The sequence below is a fragment of the Chitinophaga sp. YR627 genome (genome assembly GCF_900114995.1).
In the GTDB taxonomy this organism is placed as follows: Bacteria; Bacteroidota; Bacteroidia; order Chitinophagales; family Chitinophagaceae; genus Chitinophaga.
In genome coordinates this window covers 398,071-417,617 of record NZ_FOUX01000004.1, presented here as the reverse complement: position 1 = coordinate 417,617, position 19,547 = coordinate 398,071, and the positions used below count along the sequence as shown (strand labels likewise).

At 43.1% G+C, this 19,547-nt stretch carries 9 protein-coding genes; all 9 read left to right on the top strand.

Going from position 1 to position 19,547, the window contains the following annotated elements:
* Window positions 1-19: 19 nt before the first annotated feature.
* Window positions 20-3,580 carry a SusC/RagA family TonB-linked outer membrane protein gene (locus BMZ72_RS22285; RefSeq protein ID WP_089811915.1) on the top strand — a complete coding sequence of 1,187 codons (3,561 nt, stop codon included), beginning with the start codon at window positions 20-22 and terminating at the stop codon, window positions 3,578-3,580.
* Window positions 3,581-3,615: 35 nt separating this feature from the next.
* Entirely contained in the window at window positions 3,616-5,244 is a 1,629-nt protein-coding gene (locus tag BMZ72_RS22280; protein ID WP_177222894.1) for a SusD/RagB family nutrient-binding outer membrane lipoprotein, read from the top strand.
* Window positions 5,245-5,353: 109 nt separating this feature from the next.
* A complete protein-coding gene (locus tag BMZ72_RS22275; protein WP_177222893.1) occupies window positions 5,354-6,388 on the top strand; it encodes a sialidase family protein in 1,035 nt (344 codons plus the stop codon).
* 103 nt (window positions 6,389-6,491) lie between these two features.
* Window positions 6,492-6,995, top strand: a complete 504-nt coding sequence (locus BMZ72_RS22270) for a DinB family protein (protein ID WP_089811912.1) — start codon at window positions 6,492-6,494, stop codon at window positions 6,993-6,995.
* 660 nt (window positions 6,996-7,655) lie between these two features.
* Entirely contained in the window at window positions 7,656-10,622 is a 2,967-nt protein-coding gene (locus BMZ72_RS22265) for a SusC/RagA family TonB-linked outer membrane protein (RefSeq protein WP_255373266.1), read from the top strand.
* Window positions 10,623-10,643: 21 nt separating this feature from the next.
* Window positions 10,644-12,275, top strand: coding sequence for a RagB/SusD family nutrient uptake outer membrane protein (locus BMZ72_RS22260; protein ID WP_089811911.1), 1,632 nt, complete (start codon window positions 10,644-10,646; stop codon window positions 12,273-12,275).
* A 903-nt stretch (window positions 12,276-13,178) separates the two neighbouring features.
* Complete coding sequence (locus BMZ72_RS22255) at window positions 13,179-14,579, top strand: hypothetical protein (protein ID WP_089811910.1); 1,401 nt, start codon at window positions 13,179-13,181, stop codon at window positions 14,577-14,579.
* A 325-nt stretch (window positions 14,580-14,904) separates the two neighbouring features.
* The gene (locus BMZ72_RS22250; protein WP_089811909.1) at window positions 14,905-15,507 is read left to right on the top strand and encodes a hypothetical protein; all 603 of its coding nucleotides are present in this window, start codon (window positions 14,905-14,907) and stop codon (window positions 15,505-15,507) included.
* Window positions 15,508-16,005: 498 nt separating this feature from the next.
* The gene (locus BMZ72_RS22245; protein WP_089811908.1) at window positions 16,006-19,545 is read left to right on the top strand and encodes a hypothetical protein; all 3,540 of its coding nucleotides are present in this window, start codon (window positions 16,006-16,008) and stop codon (window positions 19,543-19,545) included.
* The last annotated feature ends 2 nt before the right edge of the window (window positions 19,546-19,547 follow it).

The following is a 19,547-nucleotide window of genomic DNA, read 5'->3' as shown; positions in this document are numbered from 1 at the left end:
TTTAAAGCCAATGCTACTTATGAATGTAGTACTGGGATTGGTGCTCGCCACCAGTCTTAATGTACTGGCAAAAGCTTCTTTTGCAACCAAGATCACTCTTAATCTGCGTGATGTGGAATTTAAGAAAGTGCTCACTGTAATTGAAAGCCAGAGCGACTATCGTTTCATGTTCAGTAACAGGAACATACCTAACGATAACAAGGTAGACATTAACGTGAAAGATGCTCAGATCACCACAGTGATGGATCTGATCCTGAATAATTCTGGTTTTACTTACCAGGAATTATCTAATAACCTGATCGTGATCATGCCAAAAGGCGCTATGCTGAAGGCGATCAAAGTTACAGGTAAAGTACTGGATCAGACAGGTGAAGCGCTGATCGGTGCATCTATTAAAATAAAAGGGACTTCCGATGGGGTAGCTACGGATGAAAATGGTGCCTTCACCATTAGTGTTCCGGATGATGCTGTGCTGGTTGTATCTTATGTAGGTTTTAAAACACAGGAAATTCCTGTTAGTGGTAAAACTGCAATTACAGTTACACTGCAGCCAAATCAAAGCGTAATGAATGAGGTAGTAGTAACGGCACTGGGTATCAAAAGAGAGCAAAAAGCTCTCGGATACGCAGTAAGTACTATCACTTCTGAACAAATCACCGCCGCCGGCGCTACCAACTTTGCTTCTGCACTGTATGGTAAAGCTGCCGGTGTAAAGATCACTACCGCTCCAGGTGGTGCTACGAGTGCGGTGAATATCCAGATTCGTGGTGTGAACTCCCTGAACTATAACACTCAGCCGCTGTATGTAGTGGATGGTGTGCAGATCAGGAACAACAACGAAAAAGGTGCTGGTGGTACAAACAATACTGACTACTGGGCTGATAACCGTATCCGTGGTAACGGTATCCTGGATATCAACCCTGCAGATATCGAGAGTCTGACAGTACTGAAAGGTGCGAGTGCGACCGCCCTGTATGGTTCTGATGCAGCGAGTGGTGTGGTGGTAATTACCACTAAGAAAGGTATGAAAGGAAGAGGTCTGGGTGTTGATCTGAACTATTCACACACAGCAGAAAGAGTTGCCTTTGCACCAAAATATCAGAATGAGTATGGCTCCGGTTATGACAGGACAACTGCGGGCGCGAATGCGAATGCAGCAGGTTGGGTCCCCATCGGAACCGACGGAACTGTAAGGCCTTACTTCAGGGCCTATGCGCAGTTTGGACCAAAACTGGACGGACAGCTTGTACCCTGGTGGGATGGTAGTATGCATCCATATTCACCCCAGCCCGATAACTATAATCAACTCTTTCAGAAGGGATACAATTCAAATTTGAATGTATCCCTTTCGAATATGACAGAAAAAGCGAATTACCGCTTCTCTTACACCCGTAACGATTACAAAGGTGTCCAGATCGGTGGTGACCAGCAGCGTAATACTTTCAACCTGAACAGTACTATCAAGCTGCACAACAAGGTGAGCTTAGACGTGGTAAGTGGTTATGTGAACACGAAGATCACCAACAGACCATTGCAGATGGCGCGTATCTTCAATGACTACGCCGGTTACTTTGGTCGTCAGGAAGATTTAGCGGTTGTGTTTGATAAATACAAAACCAGCAAAGGTTATAAGTATGTAGCGCCTGAGAACGCGGCACAGAACCCTGATGAAGCGATCAAATATCCTATCCGTGCATACAACCTGCTGGACTTCCTGTGGAAACAGCTGCGTAACCAGGAGGTAGAAAAGCAGGATCGTTTAATATCCAGTGTTACATTGAACATCGACCTGGCAAAAGGACTGAGATTCCGTACCAGGTTGGGTAATGACTTCACCAGTGTGAACACGGAGACGAAAGAATACAACGAAAAGCCAATCGCGTTCAATAGTGGTGGAAGCACCGGTTCTTATGGTGTTGCAAAAGGTCGTTACAGCATTGTGTACAGTGACCAGTTATTGACTTTCGCAAGAGATGAGGATAAAAGAGTATTTGGTTACTCTGTAAGTGCAGGTCTCCAGACACGTAAAGAAACCTATAGTGACCAGGTGTCCACTACCAATGGTGGTCTCGTAACGGCAAACTGGTTCAGTATCAATAACTCCTACAACATCCAGAATACATCTGAACGTCGTAGTGGTGCATTTAAATATGCTTACCTGGGTATCATGAACCTGAGTTACATGAACTATCTGTTCCTGGAAGGTACTGCCCGTCAGGAGTATTCTTCTACACTGCCCCACAAGAACAACAGTTACTTCTATCCTTCTGTGAACTCCAGCTTTGTGTTCACTGAAGCGTTCCATCTGCCTACTATCTTCTCTTATGGTAAGGTACGTGCTTCTTACGGTCTCGTAGGTAACGCTCCGCCGCCATTTGAGTCAAACGTTACTTATACGCAGAAACCAATTTCTACGACTACCGGTTCAATTCCTTTGCTGATCGCGCAGAGTGACTATGGTAACGAACAGCTGAAATCGGAAAAGAAAACTGAGATCGAGATCGGTACAGAGGTAAAAATGCTGGATAACCGTTTGGGTTTTGACATCTCTTACTACGACAGTAAAGTGACCGACCTGCTGATGCGTTTGAACGTTGCGGTAAGTAATGGTGCTAAAACAAGGATCACAAACGTAGGTAAACTGCACAGTAAGGGTATCGAGGTAGCGTTGACTGCTACTCCGGTAAAAGGTAAAATTACCTGGAACACCCGTCTGAACTTTGCGAACAGTACTTCCAGCGTAGAGGAACTGACACCAGGCGTATCTCAGATCGTAATGCTCTTTGCATCCAGAGATGCGTTGAAAGTAGTAGCTGAAAAGGGTCAGCCTATCGGTAATATCTACATGTACCCACGTAAGAGAGATGATAAAGGAAATCTTGTTATCACTGACAACGGACTGTATGATGTTGACATCACCAAATATGAGAAAAAAGGTAACCTGTTACCTAAAATCGTTGGTGGTTTGGCTAACACCATCACTTACCACAACCTGTCACTCGACTTCCTGTTTGACTACCGTTTCGGTGGTATGATCGTAGCAACTCCATTCAAATACATGACTGGTGCAGGTATGTATGAAAGTACACTGCAATACCGTGATGAAGCACATGGTGGTCTCCCTTACTACCTGGATACCGATGGTAAAACAATGATCCAGTTGCCAAGCCACAATTCTATTTCTCCAAATGGTCCTGTTTATCACGATGGTGTGATCCTGGACGGTGTGGATAAGAATGGTAATAAAAACACCAAGATGGTACAGGCTGGTTATTACTACCTGAACCAGTTCAATGACTCCCCAACAGCATGGAACGAAGTAACCCTTTCGAAGAATGATTACGTAAAACTCCGTGAGGTGGTACTGGGCTACAACATTTCCAAAGCAACAGCTGCGAAACTGCACCTGCAGAGTCTGCGTCTGTCATTGATCGGAAGAAACCTGTTGTATGCATACAGAACTATGAAGAACCTGGATCCGGAAGCACCAATGGGTAGCAGCTGGTTGAAACAGGGTATCGATGAAGGTTCTTCCGGTGCAACCCGTAGCTACGGTTTCAGTCTTAACGCCAGCTTCTAATTAATAAATGTGACTTGTTACAAACAGTTATGATTATGAAAAAAACATTAATAAAAATAGGTTGTTTTATCGCGTTAAGCATTGGCTTGGCGGGATGTAAGGGCGAACTGGATGATTACTATATCGACCCCGATAAAACCAGCAACCCAACTATTGAAAAATTATTTTCTTCTATACTGGACAATAACCGCGTAAGACCTAACTATAGTGAGATGCGTGAGATTGTTCTGCCAATGTGTGCTGCGTTCTGTCAGACTGCTGCTGCTGATAACAAAGAAGAAAGATATCTGCAGCCAGCCAACCCTGTTCAATCGCTGTGGAATGATTACTACACGCCAAGTAACCAGGGTACCGACCTTAACTATAATACCGGTAACGGTATTGTGGCGCAGTATCGTACAATGGAGCGTCTGTATCGTGAACTTCCGCTGGACGAACGTCCGAACTTTACCATCTTCATGAAAGCCGGCCAGGCATTGTTACTGGACCAGACTGCGCAGATGGTGGATATGTTTGGTGATATTCCTTTCACTGAAGCAGGTTCTCTGGATATTGACAACACTATTTCCAATGCGAAATTTGATGATCAGCGTATGTTGTATGATACCGTACTGGTAGGTCTGAAAGACCTGGCTGACTGGTTCACTGCAACAACTCCTAACGCGATCGCTACTGCTTCTTTCAATGCACAGGATTACCTGATGAAAGGAAGTATTGATAAATGGCGCCGTTACATCAACTCTGTTCGTCTGCGTTACCTGATACGTATTTCCAGATCAGATGTTGAAGAAGACAGAGCGAGAACAGAAATCCGTGAGATCCTGACCAACCCGATACTTTATCCACTGGTAGATGGAGATAATATTGGTGACAACTATAGTCCTGCAAGCACAGACATTCTGTTATATCAGCTGACTAACTACACCAACACGCCATGGAACTCTTTTACAGAGATCAGGGCACAGATGGCACCGGAGTACATGCTGAATAAGGTAATGGTACCATCCAACGATCCACGTATTCCTTTCATGTTTGATAAGAATACCCGTGCGGATAAAACACCAAACCGCTGGTATCAGGCAATGAGTCAGACAGAGGTACGTCAGACGGATAGTATGAATAACTATTCTATCTGGGATTCTACTACTTATCTGACAAATGGAAAACTGCCAGGTATTTATATGTCAGCAGCAGAAGTGAACTTCCTGAAAGCGGAAGCTATTGAACGCTGGGCGCTGCCGGTACCTTATACTGCTCAGTCCTGCTATGAACTGGGTATCCGTCAGGCAATTGCGTTCATTAACTTCCTGAATAAGCAGAACCCAAGTGCAAGAGAATCGCTGCCACAGCCGTCAACTGCCACCGTATCTGCATTCATCAGCGGACCGAACATTGCTTATACGGGTACTTCAACAGAAAAACTGGAAAAGATCTATATACAGAAGTGGCTGCACTTTAACATATTGCAGGGCCGTCAGGCGTGGGCAGAGTACCGTCGGACCGGTTACCCACGCATTACTGTAATTCCTTCTGCGCGTGCTGGTTATGAGTTGCCTCCAACCAGGTTCCTGTATCCTGCGAGTGAGACAGGCTATAACTCCAGCTACGAAGCGGTAAGAGCGAAAAATACACGTGACGCAAAAATTTTCTGGATGGGAGAATAACAGACAGGATTTAAGAATTATAATTTAGATGGGGGGCAAGGCCGCAAAGCTAACAATGGCAGACATTGTTATCTTTGTGGCCTTGCCAGTTTTACACAGGTCTCATAATATGATGAAGAAGTACATGCTGATAGCGGCGTTGCTGGTCGTGTCATTGTTCGCAGCCAACGCACAACGCAAAGCCACCCTTGTCAGGGAGGAATTTATAATGGAAAAGCCGCCGGTACCGGCAGCCCATGCGTCTACTATTACCGGACTGCCGGATGGTGATCTGCTTGCCTCCTGGTTTGGCGGAAGCAGGGAAAGCGCACCGGATGTATGTATCTATGTAGCCCGCTTTCATAAGGGGAAATGGTCAGCGCCTTCAATAGTAGCCAGTGGGGTAGTCAATGATAGTACCCGCTATGCCGCCTGGAACCCGGTACTGATCACCACAAAAGCAGGACGGGTGATACTGTTCTATAAAGCAGGGCCTAATCCCCGGGAATGGTGGGGTATGATGATCTCCAGTACAGATAATGGTCGTAGCTGGTCTGCGCCTGAACGTTTGCCGGATAATATACTGGGTCCTATCAAGAATAAGCCGGTACAACTGGCAGATGGCAGCATCTTACATCCTTCCAGCACGGAAAGCCTGGATGAGAAGGACTGGCATATTCATGTGGAACTATCTGACAGTACCGGCCACCAGTGGAAGCGTGTGCCGATCGACTGTGATACTTTTGGGGTGATACAACCTTCAGCCCTGTTTCATGCCGGTAAGCGCTTACAGATGCTTTGCCGTAGCAGACAGAATGCGATCGTACAGACCTGGTCCACCGATAACGGACAGACCTGGTCTCCACTGACCAAACAGTCAATGCTGAATCCTAATTCAGGTATAGATGCGGTTACCACGGCGAAGGGCCAGCAGGTGCTGGTGTATAATCCGGCTATGTCCGGAAAGGATTGGTGGAACGGAAGAAATGAGCTGAGGGTAGCAGTATCCAAAGATGGAGAACACTGGAAAGATATATATGTACTGGTAAAGGAGGCAAAAGGAGAGTTCAGCTATCCGGCGATCATACAGACAAAAGATGGTTTATTACATATCACTTATACTTATGACAGAAAGAACATCAGGTATGTGGTATTAAAATTATAGGGCTATTATATATAATAGAGCAGGAGGCAGTTCACCGGCGGGCGGGCTGCCTCTTTTTATTGAAAAGATCTTCCGTAATTCGTGGTATAAAAATTTGTCTCTCATGGCTCAACCAGAAGTATGGATGCGGGGGCCGCTTCCCGGGGTACCCGCTTTACTGCAACCAGTCGCGCATGCATTGTTACAGGCGCAGGAGGAAATACATGCCCTGTTGCAGGACTTTCCTGATACATTGTTATGGCAACAGCCGGCAGGTGTTGCTTCCGTAGGATTTCATCTGCGACATATTGCCGGAGTGCTGGACAGGTTATCTGTATATGCGGATGGCCAGGCTTTATCTGATGAGCAGCTTGCTTATCTGGCAGGAGAGAAGACACCGGGAGACGTTACAACAGCAATGCTGCTGACGGCATTAGATGAACAGATCACAAAGACGATCGAAAAATTAAAAGTGACAGACGAAGCAACGCTGACAGCATTTAGAGGCGTAGGCAGAAAGCAATTACCATCGACCGTCATGGGTTTATTATTTCATGCGGCAGAACATACGATGCGACACACAGGACAGTTACTCGTGACAGTAAAAGTGTTAAAGCTTAACCATTAATACCCTACAATTGTTAACCTTTATTTGTTTCTCTTCAGCATGTTTATAAAATCTTTAACAAACAGATTTAGAATGATTTTTACTATAAAAAGTAGTAAAACGTCCAAAAAATAGATGTTGACAAAAAATCCCTTACTTATACCATTATTTTTTGCAACCTGTTAATTGTTAACAGAATTTTAAAATTGTTAATGCAAATTAAAATTAACAGTTAATATTTTGCTTTGTGAAAAAAGTCTCTATTTTTACCTCAGATTGCTAAAACGATTATGCAGAAGACGCTATCTGAAAAGCCGTAAAAAACGTAATGGAAAAAAGGAAACATGCGATGCCCGCGAACGGTATATCATGTGTCTATTCAAAAAAATAAAACGTTATTGAACAAAAATAATTTCACTTGTTAAAAACCTTTTGTTAATCGGACCCAGCGTCATTTTGCGAGTAACTATTATGAACTTATTTCCAGCTTTAGCTTAAGGAAATGTTTGATCCCGTGTAACTGCGATATGTAGAGCGTAGGGGGGATTCATTAACTCAGCTTTCATTACCGGTAAGGTAAATGAGATAGGGAACGCATGTTTGATCCCTGCTGTGCCACGTGCAGCATGGGGATGGGGCCGTATTGCCAGATACGCTGCTTTATTACCAAAATTGAAATATATGAATAGAGGCTTCTCATTTTTTTCCCGGGTATGCCTGCACAGCTTATGGATGCTACTCCTATCGCTGGTAGCATTTTCCCAGAACAAGGTCATCACCGGTAGAGTAACGGACGCACAAGGGAATAGTCCCTTACCTGGTGTGACGGTACAAATACAGGGTACGAGTAAAGGTACACAGACCGGAGTAGATGGTACGTATAAACTGGAAGCTCCACAAGGTGCTACTACACTGGTTTTCACATTTGTCGGATATAAGAAACTGGAACAGCCTATAAATGCTTCAGGCGCTACGAATGTGACCATGGCAGCTGATGTTACTGCATTGAAAGATGTGGTGGTAGTAGGTTATGGTACACAGAAGAAAACAGAAGTTACTTCCGCGATCACTTCTGTTACAGCTGAAGATTTCAGACAGAGTGGTGCGCGTAACGCGATGGACCTTGTACAGGGTAAGGTAGCTGGTTTACAGATCACACGTACCAGTGGCTCCAACCCGAATAATGGTCCGGCTATTCAGTTGCGTAGTGCTACTTCATTGACTGGTAACACGGGACCATTAATCGTTGTGGATGGTATTCCAGGTGGTAACCTGGACCTGCTGCAACAAGATGATATCGAGTCTATATCCGTACTGAAAGATGGTTCTGCAGCTGCTATTTATGGTACACGTGCGAATGGCGGTGTTGTATTGATCACTACCAAGCGCGGTAAATCAGGTGCTCCACGGGTAGATTACAATACCTATTTCCGTAAGGAGTATTTACAGCGTATGCCTAAGTTTCTGACGGCTGATGAATATGCTGCAAAGATTGCAAGTGGTGAAATTAATTCAGAAGACAAAGGTCACAGAACTGATTTTCCTGATCTGCTGATCAACCACGATAACCTTACACAGTATCATAATCTGGCTTTCTCCGGTGGTAGCGAAAATACTACTTACCGCGCCAGTGTGTATTATTCTAATCTGGTAGGTATATTGAAAGAGAACGAACGTCAGCAATATGGCGGTCGTCTGAGCATTACTTCAAAAGGGCTTGACAATCACCTGACAGGCCAGTTCAACCTTGCTACCAATGTTAACAATGCGAATCTGTTGACAGATGGTGGTAATCTGGTTGGATATTTTACTTTCCAGCCTACTTATTCTCCTTATAACAACGATGGCTCCTGGTATTTTGAACAGACCAGCACAAATGAGCTGGCACGTTTACATCAGCAGACTTACAAACGTCAGCAGCAAACGACTTCTGCGGATGGAAAGGTATCTCTGGACATTCTGAAAGGACTGAAAGCATCTATTTTCGGTGCGGTGACCCGCGATAGCTGGACGGATGGACAGTATGCTGACCGTGCATCAGAATTATCGATCGAAACTTATCAGGGAGGTGGCTGGGCTGCCCAGAACAGTGAGCTTAAGGTAAAATATGCGGTTGAGCCTACGGTTGAGTATAGTCTGACGGCCAATAAGCATAATATTTCTGCAGTAGCTGGTTACAGCTATCGTTATGATGTAGAACAAGGCTTTGACGGTAGTAACTACGGTTTTCTCAATGACAGATTTCATGAAGATAACCTGGGCGCCGGTAACCAGATCAAGTTAGGTAAAGCGACACTTAACAGTTATAAAAACGACAATACACTGATCGCATTCTTCGGAAGAGTAAACTATGTATTTAATGATAAATACATGGCATCAGCTATCATACGTCGTGAAGGTTCTTCCAAATTTGGTATTAACAATAAATGGGGAAATTTCCCGGCTATCTCTGCGGGATGGAACCTGCATAAAGAAGATTTCCTGAGTAATGTAAGTTTCCTGGACCAGCTGAAAGTAAGACTTGGTTATGGTGTAACAGGTAACTCTGATTTTGATAACTATGCTTCTCTTGTACTGTTAGGAACAGGTGGTGCATACATTTATCCTGATGGTGTGTGGCGTCAGACTTATGGTCCTAATACCAACCCCAATCCTGATCTGAGATGGGAAAAGAAAGCAGAATGGAACTTCGGTATCGATTACACCTTCTTTAAAGGACGTCTGGGCGGTTCAATCGATCTGTTCAGCCGTAAAACTACAGACCTGATCTCCAAATTTAAATCTCAGGTGCCTTCACAGGTGCAACAGGATATCTGGAATAACGTTGGTACGTTCAAATCTAAAGGTATCGAGCTGATGGTGAATGCAGTAACGATGGATAAGAAAGATTTTCGCTGGAATACCGATCTGACTTTCAGTACTGCAAGTAACACCATGGCTTCTTTCTCCAACCAGACCTATAAGATGACGTATCTGGACCAGGGAGATATCGGTGGTTATGGTGCACTTGGAAATGCCCTGAGAACATATGAGGGTGGTAAACTGGGTAATTTCTACGGTAAGCGTTTTGCCGGACTGACCGACGAAGGTAAATGGCGTTTTTATAAGAGAGATGGTTCTACGGGGCCGGCAGATGAGATCAGCCGTGACAATGATCAGACAGTGATCGGAAATGCTATCCCTAAATACTACGCGTCAATGACGAATAGCTTTAAATATAAAAACTGGGATTTGCGCATATTCATGCGTGGTAAGTTCGGTTTTGATATACTGAACACCATGGAAATGCTGTATGGTAATAAAGCAGGTCTGCCAAGTAATGTGCTGAAAACTGCATTTACCAAGCATGCTAAACTGGACGATAGCTTCCAGTACTCTGACTACTATCTTGAAAGTGGCAGCTACGTGAAACTGGATGAGGTTACACTTGGTTACAATGTTCCGTTCAGAAATAAATACGTTCATAACATGAGGGTGTATTTCACTGGTGGTAATCTGGCGACCATCACCGGTTACTCAGGTAATGACCCTGATTTTGTAAAAGATACAGGTCTGAATCCGGGTATTGATGCGCTGAACAACAGCGATAACCGTAGATCATATCTGAGTACAAGGTCCTTTATGCTGGGATTGAATGTGAGCTTCTGATAACCTAACTAAACATTTAAGATGAAACGAATTTCGAAAATAGCAACATTTGCAGCGCTCGCATTACTTCCTGTATTTGGGAGCAGCTGTACCGACCTGACTGAAAATGTGTATGACCAGATCGATACACGTAATTTCTATAATAATAAAGAAGAAGTAGTATCTGCAGTATTGAGACCATATACCCATGCGAATGCCTGGGTAACACCTGGCCAGAATGGCTGGTGGCGTCTCAGCGAATTATCTGCAGATCAGCTGGCATGGCCACAGAAAGGTCGTCACGGTTATGATGGTGGTAACTGGATCCGTTTGCATTATCATAGCTGGCTGGTGGATGATGGTCCGATCCTGGATTGCTGGTATCTGACATGGACAGGCTTAGGTTTTTGTACGACTGCCATTGAGAACCTGGAGCGCCGTGAGGCTGGTGAGATGGGGATTACACAGGCAGAAAAGGATGCATATGTGTCTGAGTTGAGATTGCTGCGTGCATTCCACTATCTCCGTATCATGGATATCTGGGGTAATGTGCCTATTGTGACGCAGGTAGGTATTCCGGTTAGTCCGCCTACTGCAACCCGTAAAGAAGTATTTGACTTTGTTGAAAAAGAGATCCTCGATCATATTGAAGATGCTCCAGTACTGAGTAAGGCACTGATCGGACGTATGTCTAAAGCAGGTGCTTATGCAATGCTCGTTGAGCTGTATCTGAATGCGGAGAAATGGAGTGGTACGCCAAGATGGGATGACTGTATTGCTGCAGCCAATAAACTCATCAGCGGTGAAGCGGGTGGTATGAACGGCGCACTTGCGCTTGATCCTAATATCACGGATACTTATAAGCCAACTAACGACCTGTCCAAGGAGATCATCTTTTCTATCGCATACGATTATCAGGTGGCAGACTTTACGCCACAGTGGACTGGTGACTTCTATCACTTTAACCAGGGTCTTATCAATGGTAATGACCGTAATGGTAATGATGGTGTTGTTGTTATTCCTGGTGTGTATACCACTTTCAGTGATGCAGATATGCGTAAGAAAGAATGGATATCAGCAGGACCACAATGGAAATATGGTTCAAATGGTACTGATCCTGTGATTTCAAGTGGTGGTAACGAATATAACGGAGAACAGCTGGTATTTGTTGATAACATCCGTAAGAACAAAATTGGCAGCACTGTATCTGATATGACGCAGGGAGAAGAGAATAGCGGTGTGCGCTTCAATAAATATAAACTCGGCCCGATCACTGATCCCCATTACAGAAGCACTGACTGGGCTGTATACCGTTTATCATGGGTATACTTTGCAAAAGCAGAGGCGCTCATGCGTAAGAATGGCGGAACGGCTACACAGGAAGCGGTTGACCTGGTGAATGCGTGTAAACAGCGTGCTTTTGCACCTGAGGTATGGGAGGCGAATAAGTATACTACTACATCACTGACAATGGATGAATTGTTAGCTGAGCTGGGCCGTGAGTTTATCTTTGAAGGTTACCGTCGTCAGGAGCTGATCCGTTGGGGTAAGTATACAACTGCTACCTGGTGGGATCACAAAGCTTCTGAATCATACAGAGAGCTGTTTGCCATTCCGCAGGTACAACGAGCACTGAACGTTAACCTAGAACAGAATCCTGGTTATCCTAAATAGTCGTATATCCGCATTGTTTGCCGTGCGGTTTTACATAAAATACAAATGCCGTCGCGCTTATAGCGGACGGCATTTGTGTGTTATATACCAGGTACGCATTTATAGCGCGTGCCTGGTATATAACACTAAGATTGAATAGTAACATTGGTATGGTATGTGTTTTTTTGATTGTGAATCAGCAACTTTGTTCAAGAAGTTTGAGTTTGCCATATACCTTAGCCCTAGCCTGTCAGTGTATATATCCCAACCTTAATTTTAAAACTTAGAATAGATTATTGTAATACCCTGACCGTTGTAGCATTGCCAGTAAACGGCTAGTCAGTACTGCATGTGTTATGGACCACCCTTATCATTAAGCTTCTATGCCTTTGTTCAGACAAATCTATGTAGATACATATCGGGAGTAATCTCATTAATACATGTGGGCTAGCATTTGTGTAATATTAATCTGCAGCAAGTTTTTATATAAAATGTCATTATAAAATTGGAATAAACACAAAACTATACCATCAATAGTTCGATAAGATTTATTTACAAGACAGGTGTGGAAAAATAATGTAGATAATTTATGTCAGTAATAATTAACAGTGTCATGTATTAAGCGAGCTGTCGTTGGTGTTTGTATTAAGCTGTAAAAAATAAGATTATGATTTTTCTCTCCGCGCATATAGATTGCGCATACTGTTGCTTTCTTTGTTGAACAAAGGTGGAGATATGTTAGGTAGCATCGTACAACGAATGTATTATGTGTTTTTCATTTCATTTTGTGACCTTTGACTTTATTAAAATTTGATGTTGCCCTGTACCTTATCTGGCTGCTCTTATTTTGTCCGTGAATGATTAAATCAGTTTAAATCTTAACCTATACGTATGAATGGTGGGATTATTATAAGTTTTCTTATAATGAATCTGCATGACCCTATTGGTGTGACTCAGCCGAAGTTATCGGTCGTAGCCGTGGATAGCAGTTTGCAGAAGGCAGAACAGTTGCCTGGTAAGTATTTGTCAGAAGTCAAAAAGAAATCGGACCGCGTAGAACGGCTGGTAAATAAACGTGCTGACAAAGCATTGACCCGCCTGTTGAAGCAAGAGAAGAAGATGAAGGCCCGTCTATGGAAAGCGGATTCTCTAGCTGCTAAAAGTATCTTCACGAAATCTATAGATAGTTTGGGAAGCCTTAAGTCTGGGCTGAAGAGTAAGATCGCAAGTAAGTTGCCTGCGGGAAATATTTACCTGGATAGTTTGGGGGGATCGCTGAAATTCCTGGAGGGGAAAGGCGCATTGCTTTGTGCTTCAAAAGAGAAGTTATCTGGCGTAACCAGGAGTATTGAGTCGCTGCAGGGTAAGTTGCAGCAGGCCGACCAGATCAAGGCTTATATCCGTCAGCATAAGAAGGAACTTAAAGAGCAGTTATCGAAGTATACTGGCTTTTCTAAAGATCTGATGAAGATCAATAAGGAGGCTTACTACTATGGTCAACAGGTTAGCGAGTATAAGGCCCTGCTGAAGGATAGAAAGAAAGCAGAGGCAAAAGCGATAGAATTGCTAAAAAAAATGCATGCATACAATGATTTCCTCCGTAAAAATTCTCAAATAGCGGGTATGTTCAATCTGGGCGCTACCGGAAGCAATACTGCTCAGAGTCTGGAAGGTTTACAAACCCGTTCGCAGGTGGAGCAGATGATCCAGCAACGCCTGGGGAGTGATCCTGTGGCCAGGCAGGCTGCCAGTCAGCAGATGGAACAGGCCAGAACACAGCTAAATGAATTGAAGGAAAAATTCCCTGACCTTGACAATGCGGGTGATATGCCCGATTTTAAACCCAATCCGATGAAGACGAAAAGTTTCGTGCAACGATTGGAATTTGGAGGCAATATCCAGTTTCAGAAATCCAACCATTATTTTCCAACTACCTCTGATATTGCGGGGCAAGTGGGTTATCGATTCTATAAAAGCGGGACGGCGGGCATTGGTGCGTCTTACAAGCTGGGATTGGGTTCGGGCTGGAACAACATTGTGCTCAGCCATCAGGGTGTCGGTTTAAGGTTATTCATTGACTGGAAACTGAAAGGCAGCTTCTATGTTAACGGGGGGGGCGAGCAAAACTATGTTTCTACCCTTACGCATGCAGGTCAGCAGGTAGACTGGAGTGGCTGGCAGGGAAGCGCACTGCTGGGCTTGAGTAAGAAATATAACGTGAATGCAAAGCTTAAGGGAAATATCATGTTGTTGTATGATTTTCTGGCAAAGCAAAACACACCTTCTACAAGCCCGATTAAGCTTAGGCTGGGCTATAATTTTTAATTCATTGGCATTGGTGTACCCTGAACTTTGTCTGCTATACTGACCCTGTTGGTAAGACACAATATGATTTACTAACTATTTTTAATAAACCACATCATTATGTATCGTTTTTTTTCGTTCCTGCCGCTCATGGCAGCCATACTTTTGCCATTGGCATTGACTGCGCAAACCAACAAAATTGAAAATACGGGGAATGTCGGGATTGGAACGACGGCCCCTGTAGTACGGTTAAGTATCTACGGTACGGCGGAAGATTCTGCGGCGATTTCTTTGCAATCAGCGACCAATAGTCGTTTTTATATACAAGGGTGGATCTGTGTTGAAAATGGGAGGCACTACTCCGGGAACAGGGGTTATCAATGTGACCAATACTGGCAGAGTAGGTATTGGTACCAACGCGCCCACAACTACGCTGGATGTGAACGGCGATTTTAGGTTGGGAGTTTCTACAGGAGGGACGGCTTATTGTATTGGCTTTACCCGTACGGTAGGCGCTCAGGTATTTGGGACCACTACAGCTGGGCTGACTCTCGGCGGTGATGTAAACGGTGTTGATGCCGTTATTTTACCTAACGGCAACGTGGGTATAGGTATAACTAACCCTCAGTCGAAGTTAGCAGTGAATGGCGATATTTTTTCGAAGAGAGTAAAAGTCACACAGGAAGGATGGGCAGATTTTGTGTTTGCGCCGGATTATCAATTGCCTTCGTTAGCGGAATTGGAGAGTTATATCAAGACTAACAAGCATTTGCCTGATGTGCCGTCTGCTAAAGAGGTGGTGGCAAAAGGTTTGGATCTGGGAGAGATAAATAAGATCTTGTTGCAGAAGATTGAGGAATTGACCCTTCATTTGATAGAAGAAAGTAAAAGGAACAGAGATCTGGAAGAGAAGGTGCGATTAATCGCAGAACAGTTAGGTCCAAAATAGAATCAGGCAATAGTTTCCATTGATTTTGATGAATCTTACTGCTAAATAATTCACTTTTTAAAAATTATTACATATCGTATATCAATGGTCCGGTAAGTTTTATTCACAAAATTGGTGTAGAAAAATGATGTAGATAATTAAAGAGGTGTTATGCCTGAACTAAAATAAAAAAAAAGCATTTGAGACAGTATGTCTAGTACCAATCTCAATGCCTTTGGCAAGGTGAAACACCTTGTTGATGCAATTTCAAATGAATCATCAATAGCGACCAAACCTCAATACAAATTTATGATTTCATTATTTGAGGTGTGGTTGGGACTACCAGTGAGGTATAGCATTTTGAACCTTAGCAAGTTACCATGAAAGTATTTATTAAATCTGCGGTTTCAATGCTTGTTATCGGTACTGCTATGTCAGCGAAAGCACAATCTTATATTCAGGATCAAACTACGAGTGCACAATTTCAGGAAAGGAATCTAAGTAACTATTTAAATTATAATGAAAGAAATGAAAGGAAAAGCAGGAACGCTTTATCTGGTCATATTGTTCTCCTTTATAAATTGGGGGAATATATCTGCGCAGAGTCCAACAGACCAACCGTCATTAATTAATATAACACCTCCAAGTCCTAATGCAGCAGCATTGGGTAAGTTCGGCGATGTGCAGGTCGGTCCGGCAACAGGAATACCTCAGATTAATGTGCCAATTTACAGCTATAGTAATATTGATAATACTTTGAAGCTTGATATCTCACTTGACTATCACGCTGGTGGTGTACGTGTAGATGAGGTAGCATCCAACACTGGTAGCGGGTGGTCACTAAGTGCCGGTGGCGCTATTACACGTACTGTACGTGATATCTATGATGAGGCGGTGCCTTTTGGATTTATGAACTATATGACAATTCCTTCGGAATCCGAGGGCAATAAACGTAGCGGAGGGGGAACTGCAACTAGTATTTTTAACTATATAGCTACGAAAAATGCAGATGGGCAGAACGATATATTCAGTTTTAATTTTTCCGGTCAGTCAGGACAGTTTATGTATGGGAAGAATAATGACTTTCTTATGCAGACTTCCAATAAGCTAAAAGTCGAAAAACAGCATGGAGCCGTATTAAACGGCATGACGTCTGATATGATCTCCAAGTTTACCGTGACGGACGAAAGTGGAGTGAAGTATGTTTTCGACGCAATTGAATTCAGTGATGACGGTACTTCGGGGTCTTATCACAAATGGGTATCTGCCTGGTATCTGACTAAGATTATCTCGCCATCACAGAAAGATAGTATTGTATTGGAATATGAGTCTGAACATACCAAATACACGACGGGTAGGTTTGTAACGATGACTTATGGACTTAATGATTTTCCATCCAAGACAAGGGAGACGTCATATTCAACACTGATCACGGATGGGGTGCGCATTAAGAATGTAAAATTTCCGGATGGAACTAATGTTGGCTTTAGCTACGATACGACGCCAAGGGAAGATATGCAGTTTAGTGAAGGTTTGGTAAGGCTTAAGCAGATTAGCATTAGTGATGGAACATATACTCGTGGATATAATCTCTACCATGATTATTCTATTAACAGGCTTGCGCTTAGAAAAGTTAGTCCATATAGTAATAGTGGTGAGGAAAAAGGCTATTCTTTTGACTATGCAGGTTTCTTACCATCGCGTCTTGACAATAACCAAGATCACTGGGGATTTTATAATACAAACCCTGGTAATGATATGCTGCCAACATATAGATATGAGCTGACTGGGGCTGTTTTACAGGGTGGTAAGCGAGATACGGATCCTACCCGTGTCAATACTGGTACTTTGAAGAGAATGGGCTATCCGACGGGAGGATATGTTGATTTTGAAATGGAGGCGAATACGTCTGAAGACCCGCGATTGACAGATACGGCTGTAACATATATAAGAGAAAAAGACTACAATATGTCAGTTTATTGCAATAGTAATACACCGACAACAGAACCATTCGTTTTTGACGGAGATGCTGGAACTGTCACTACTTTTAATGTGAATGTGTATCAATCTGCAGATTGCACAGGCTCAGGTTGCAACTTCATTGTACAAGTGAAGAATAATAATAATCAGGTGCTGACGACTCAGACAATCAGCAATGACGGCTCTTATACAAATAAGGATTATTCCTTTTCGCTTTCCAATCTGGCAAAAGGTTCATACAAATGGTATGTATATACTACGAATATGAACTACAACAACTATATGACCATGAGCTGGAAAGAAGTGCATAATCTTAACCCTGATACAATCAGGATCATTACCAAGAATATCTACATAGGCGGTCTGCGAGTAAAGTCGATAAAAGCATATGATGGTATTCGCGCGACTCCTTCGACTGCCAGGTTATTTGAATACACACAGGAAAATAGTACAAAAAGTTCCGGATCACTCGGCGTTTTACCGGTTTATGAGTATCCGGTGTGGATCGAACAGCAGGATGTGCCAATTACAACAACGATGGAACCATATGTTACTTATACGCATTATGGACTGATGAATGCAATCGTAAGAGTAAGTTCTGCGACTCAATCACTGGCGACCATTAATGGTAGCCCTGTTACTTACAGCAGGGTAATAGAAAGACAAATTAATAATGGTAAAACTAATGGACGTATAGAACGCTATTTTAGTTCTTATACACCCGGAGGGCTTGCAGGATATAACGTATTTCCTTTTATATCACCATCATATTTTAGCTGGAGCTACGGACAACTAGACAAAGAGTTAATATATGACACGAGCGGCGTAATGATTAAGAAGACGGAAAATGAGTATCAGACATTAGTAGATAGTTATTATAATAATACTCAACGCCTGCTTAATTTTACTTGTGTCGCTCTAGGGCCTGTAAAATATCTGGCAAGATATCCGAGATTTGAATGGGAGCGCGTTGAACAGGTTTATTATTATGCATCCAGAACATTTGCTCCGAGCGGTGGCAGAAAAGATCTTAAGAAGTCAACTGTTACGGAGTACGCAAACGGTCAGGCTTTCCAATCTCAAACAGAGTACAGTTACGATACAGCGTACAATGTAAAAGTAATTGCGCTGACCAACAGCCTTGGTGAAAAACTGGAAAAAGTTGTTACTTACCCTTATGAGTATACCACCTCGGTAGCCCAGGCAATGAAGGCGCAGAATATGTATAAGAAAGAGATAGCTGTAGAGAACTGGAAGACGAAGGGTGCCTCAAAATATCTTACAGGGGGATATATTAATCAGTACATTCAACATAGTTCCGGTATCAGAAGTTCAGGAATGGCAGCACTGATGTCAACAACAGCTATTCCTACAGCATCCGTTGGTGCATTTAATGTAGCTTCATTTAACAGAGATGCTAATCTCTTTAAGGACCTGATATCATTTAGTCAATATACTGCTAAGGGATATCTTAGTGAGCAAAGTAAAACCGGCGATACTAAGCATGCCTATATATATGGATATAACGGTAGTAAAGTGATTGCAGAAGCTATTAATGCTTCGGCTAGTGAAATAGCTTATTCTGGCTTTGATGAAGATGGTAAGGGTAGCTGGATTTTTACCGGTGTGCCGGTGACAGACGCCAGTGCATTGTCCGGTAATAAAGTATACAACTTATCTACGGGATCTATTTCCAGAACGGGATTAAACGCAACTGGCAGGTATAAGGTGACGTATTGGAGTAAAAGTGGTGCGGCAACTATTAGCGGTACAAGCGGTGTACAGAAGGGCAATAGAAATGGATGGCTTTATTATGAACACGTATTACCAGCTAATACGATAAGTGTATCTGTGAGCGGTACTGTGATCATTGATGACCTCAGACTGTATCCGGTAGATGCCACTATGAGTAGCTATACGTATCAACCTTTGTTTGGCGTTACAGCTATATGTAATCCTAAAAATGAATTCCTATATTATCAATATGATGGATTTGGCAGACTGAAAGTGATCAAAGATGCCGATGGAAAGGTGTTGAAGGAATACGATTATCAATATCAGGCGCCAATAACCAAATAAGT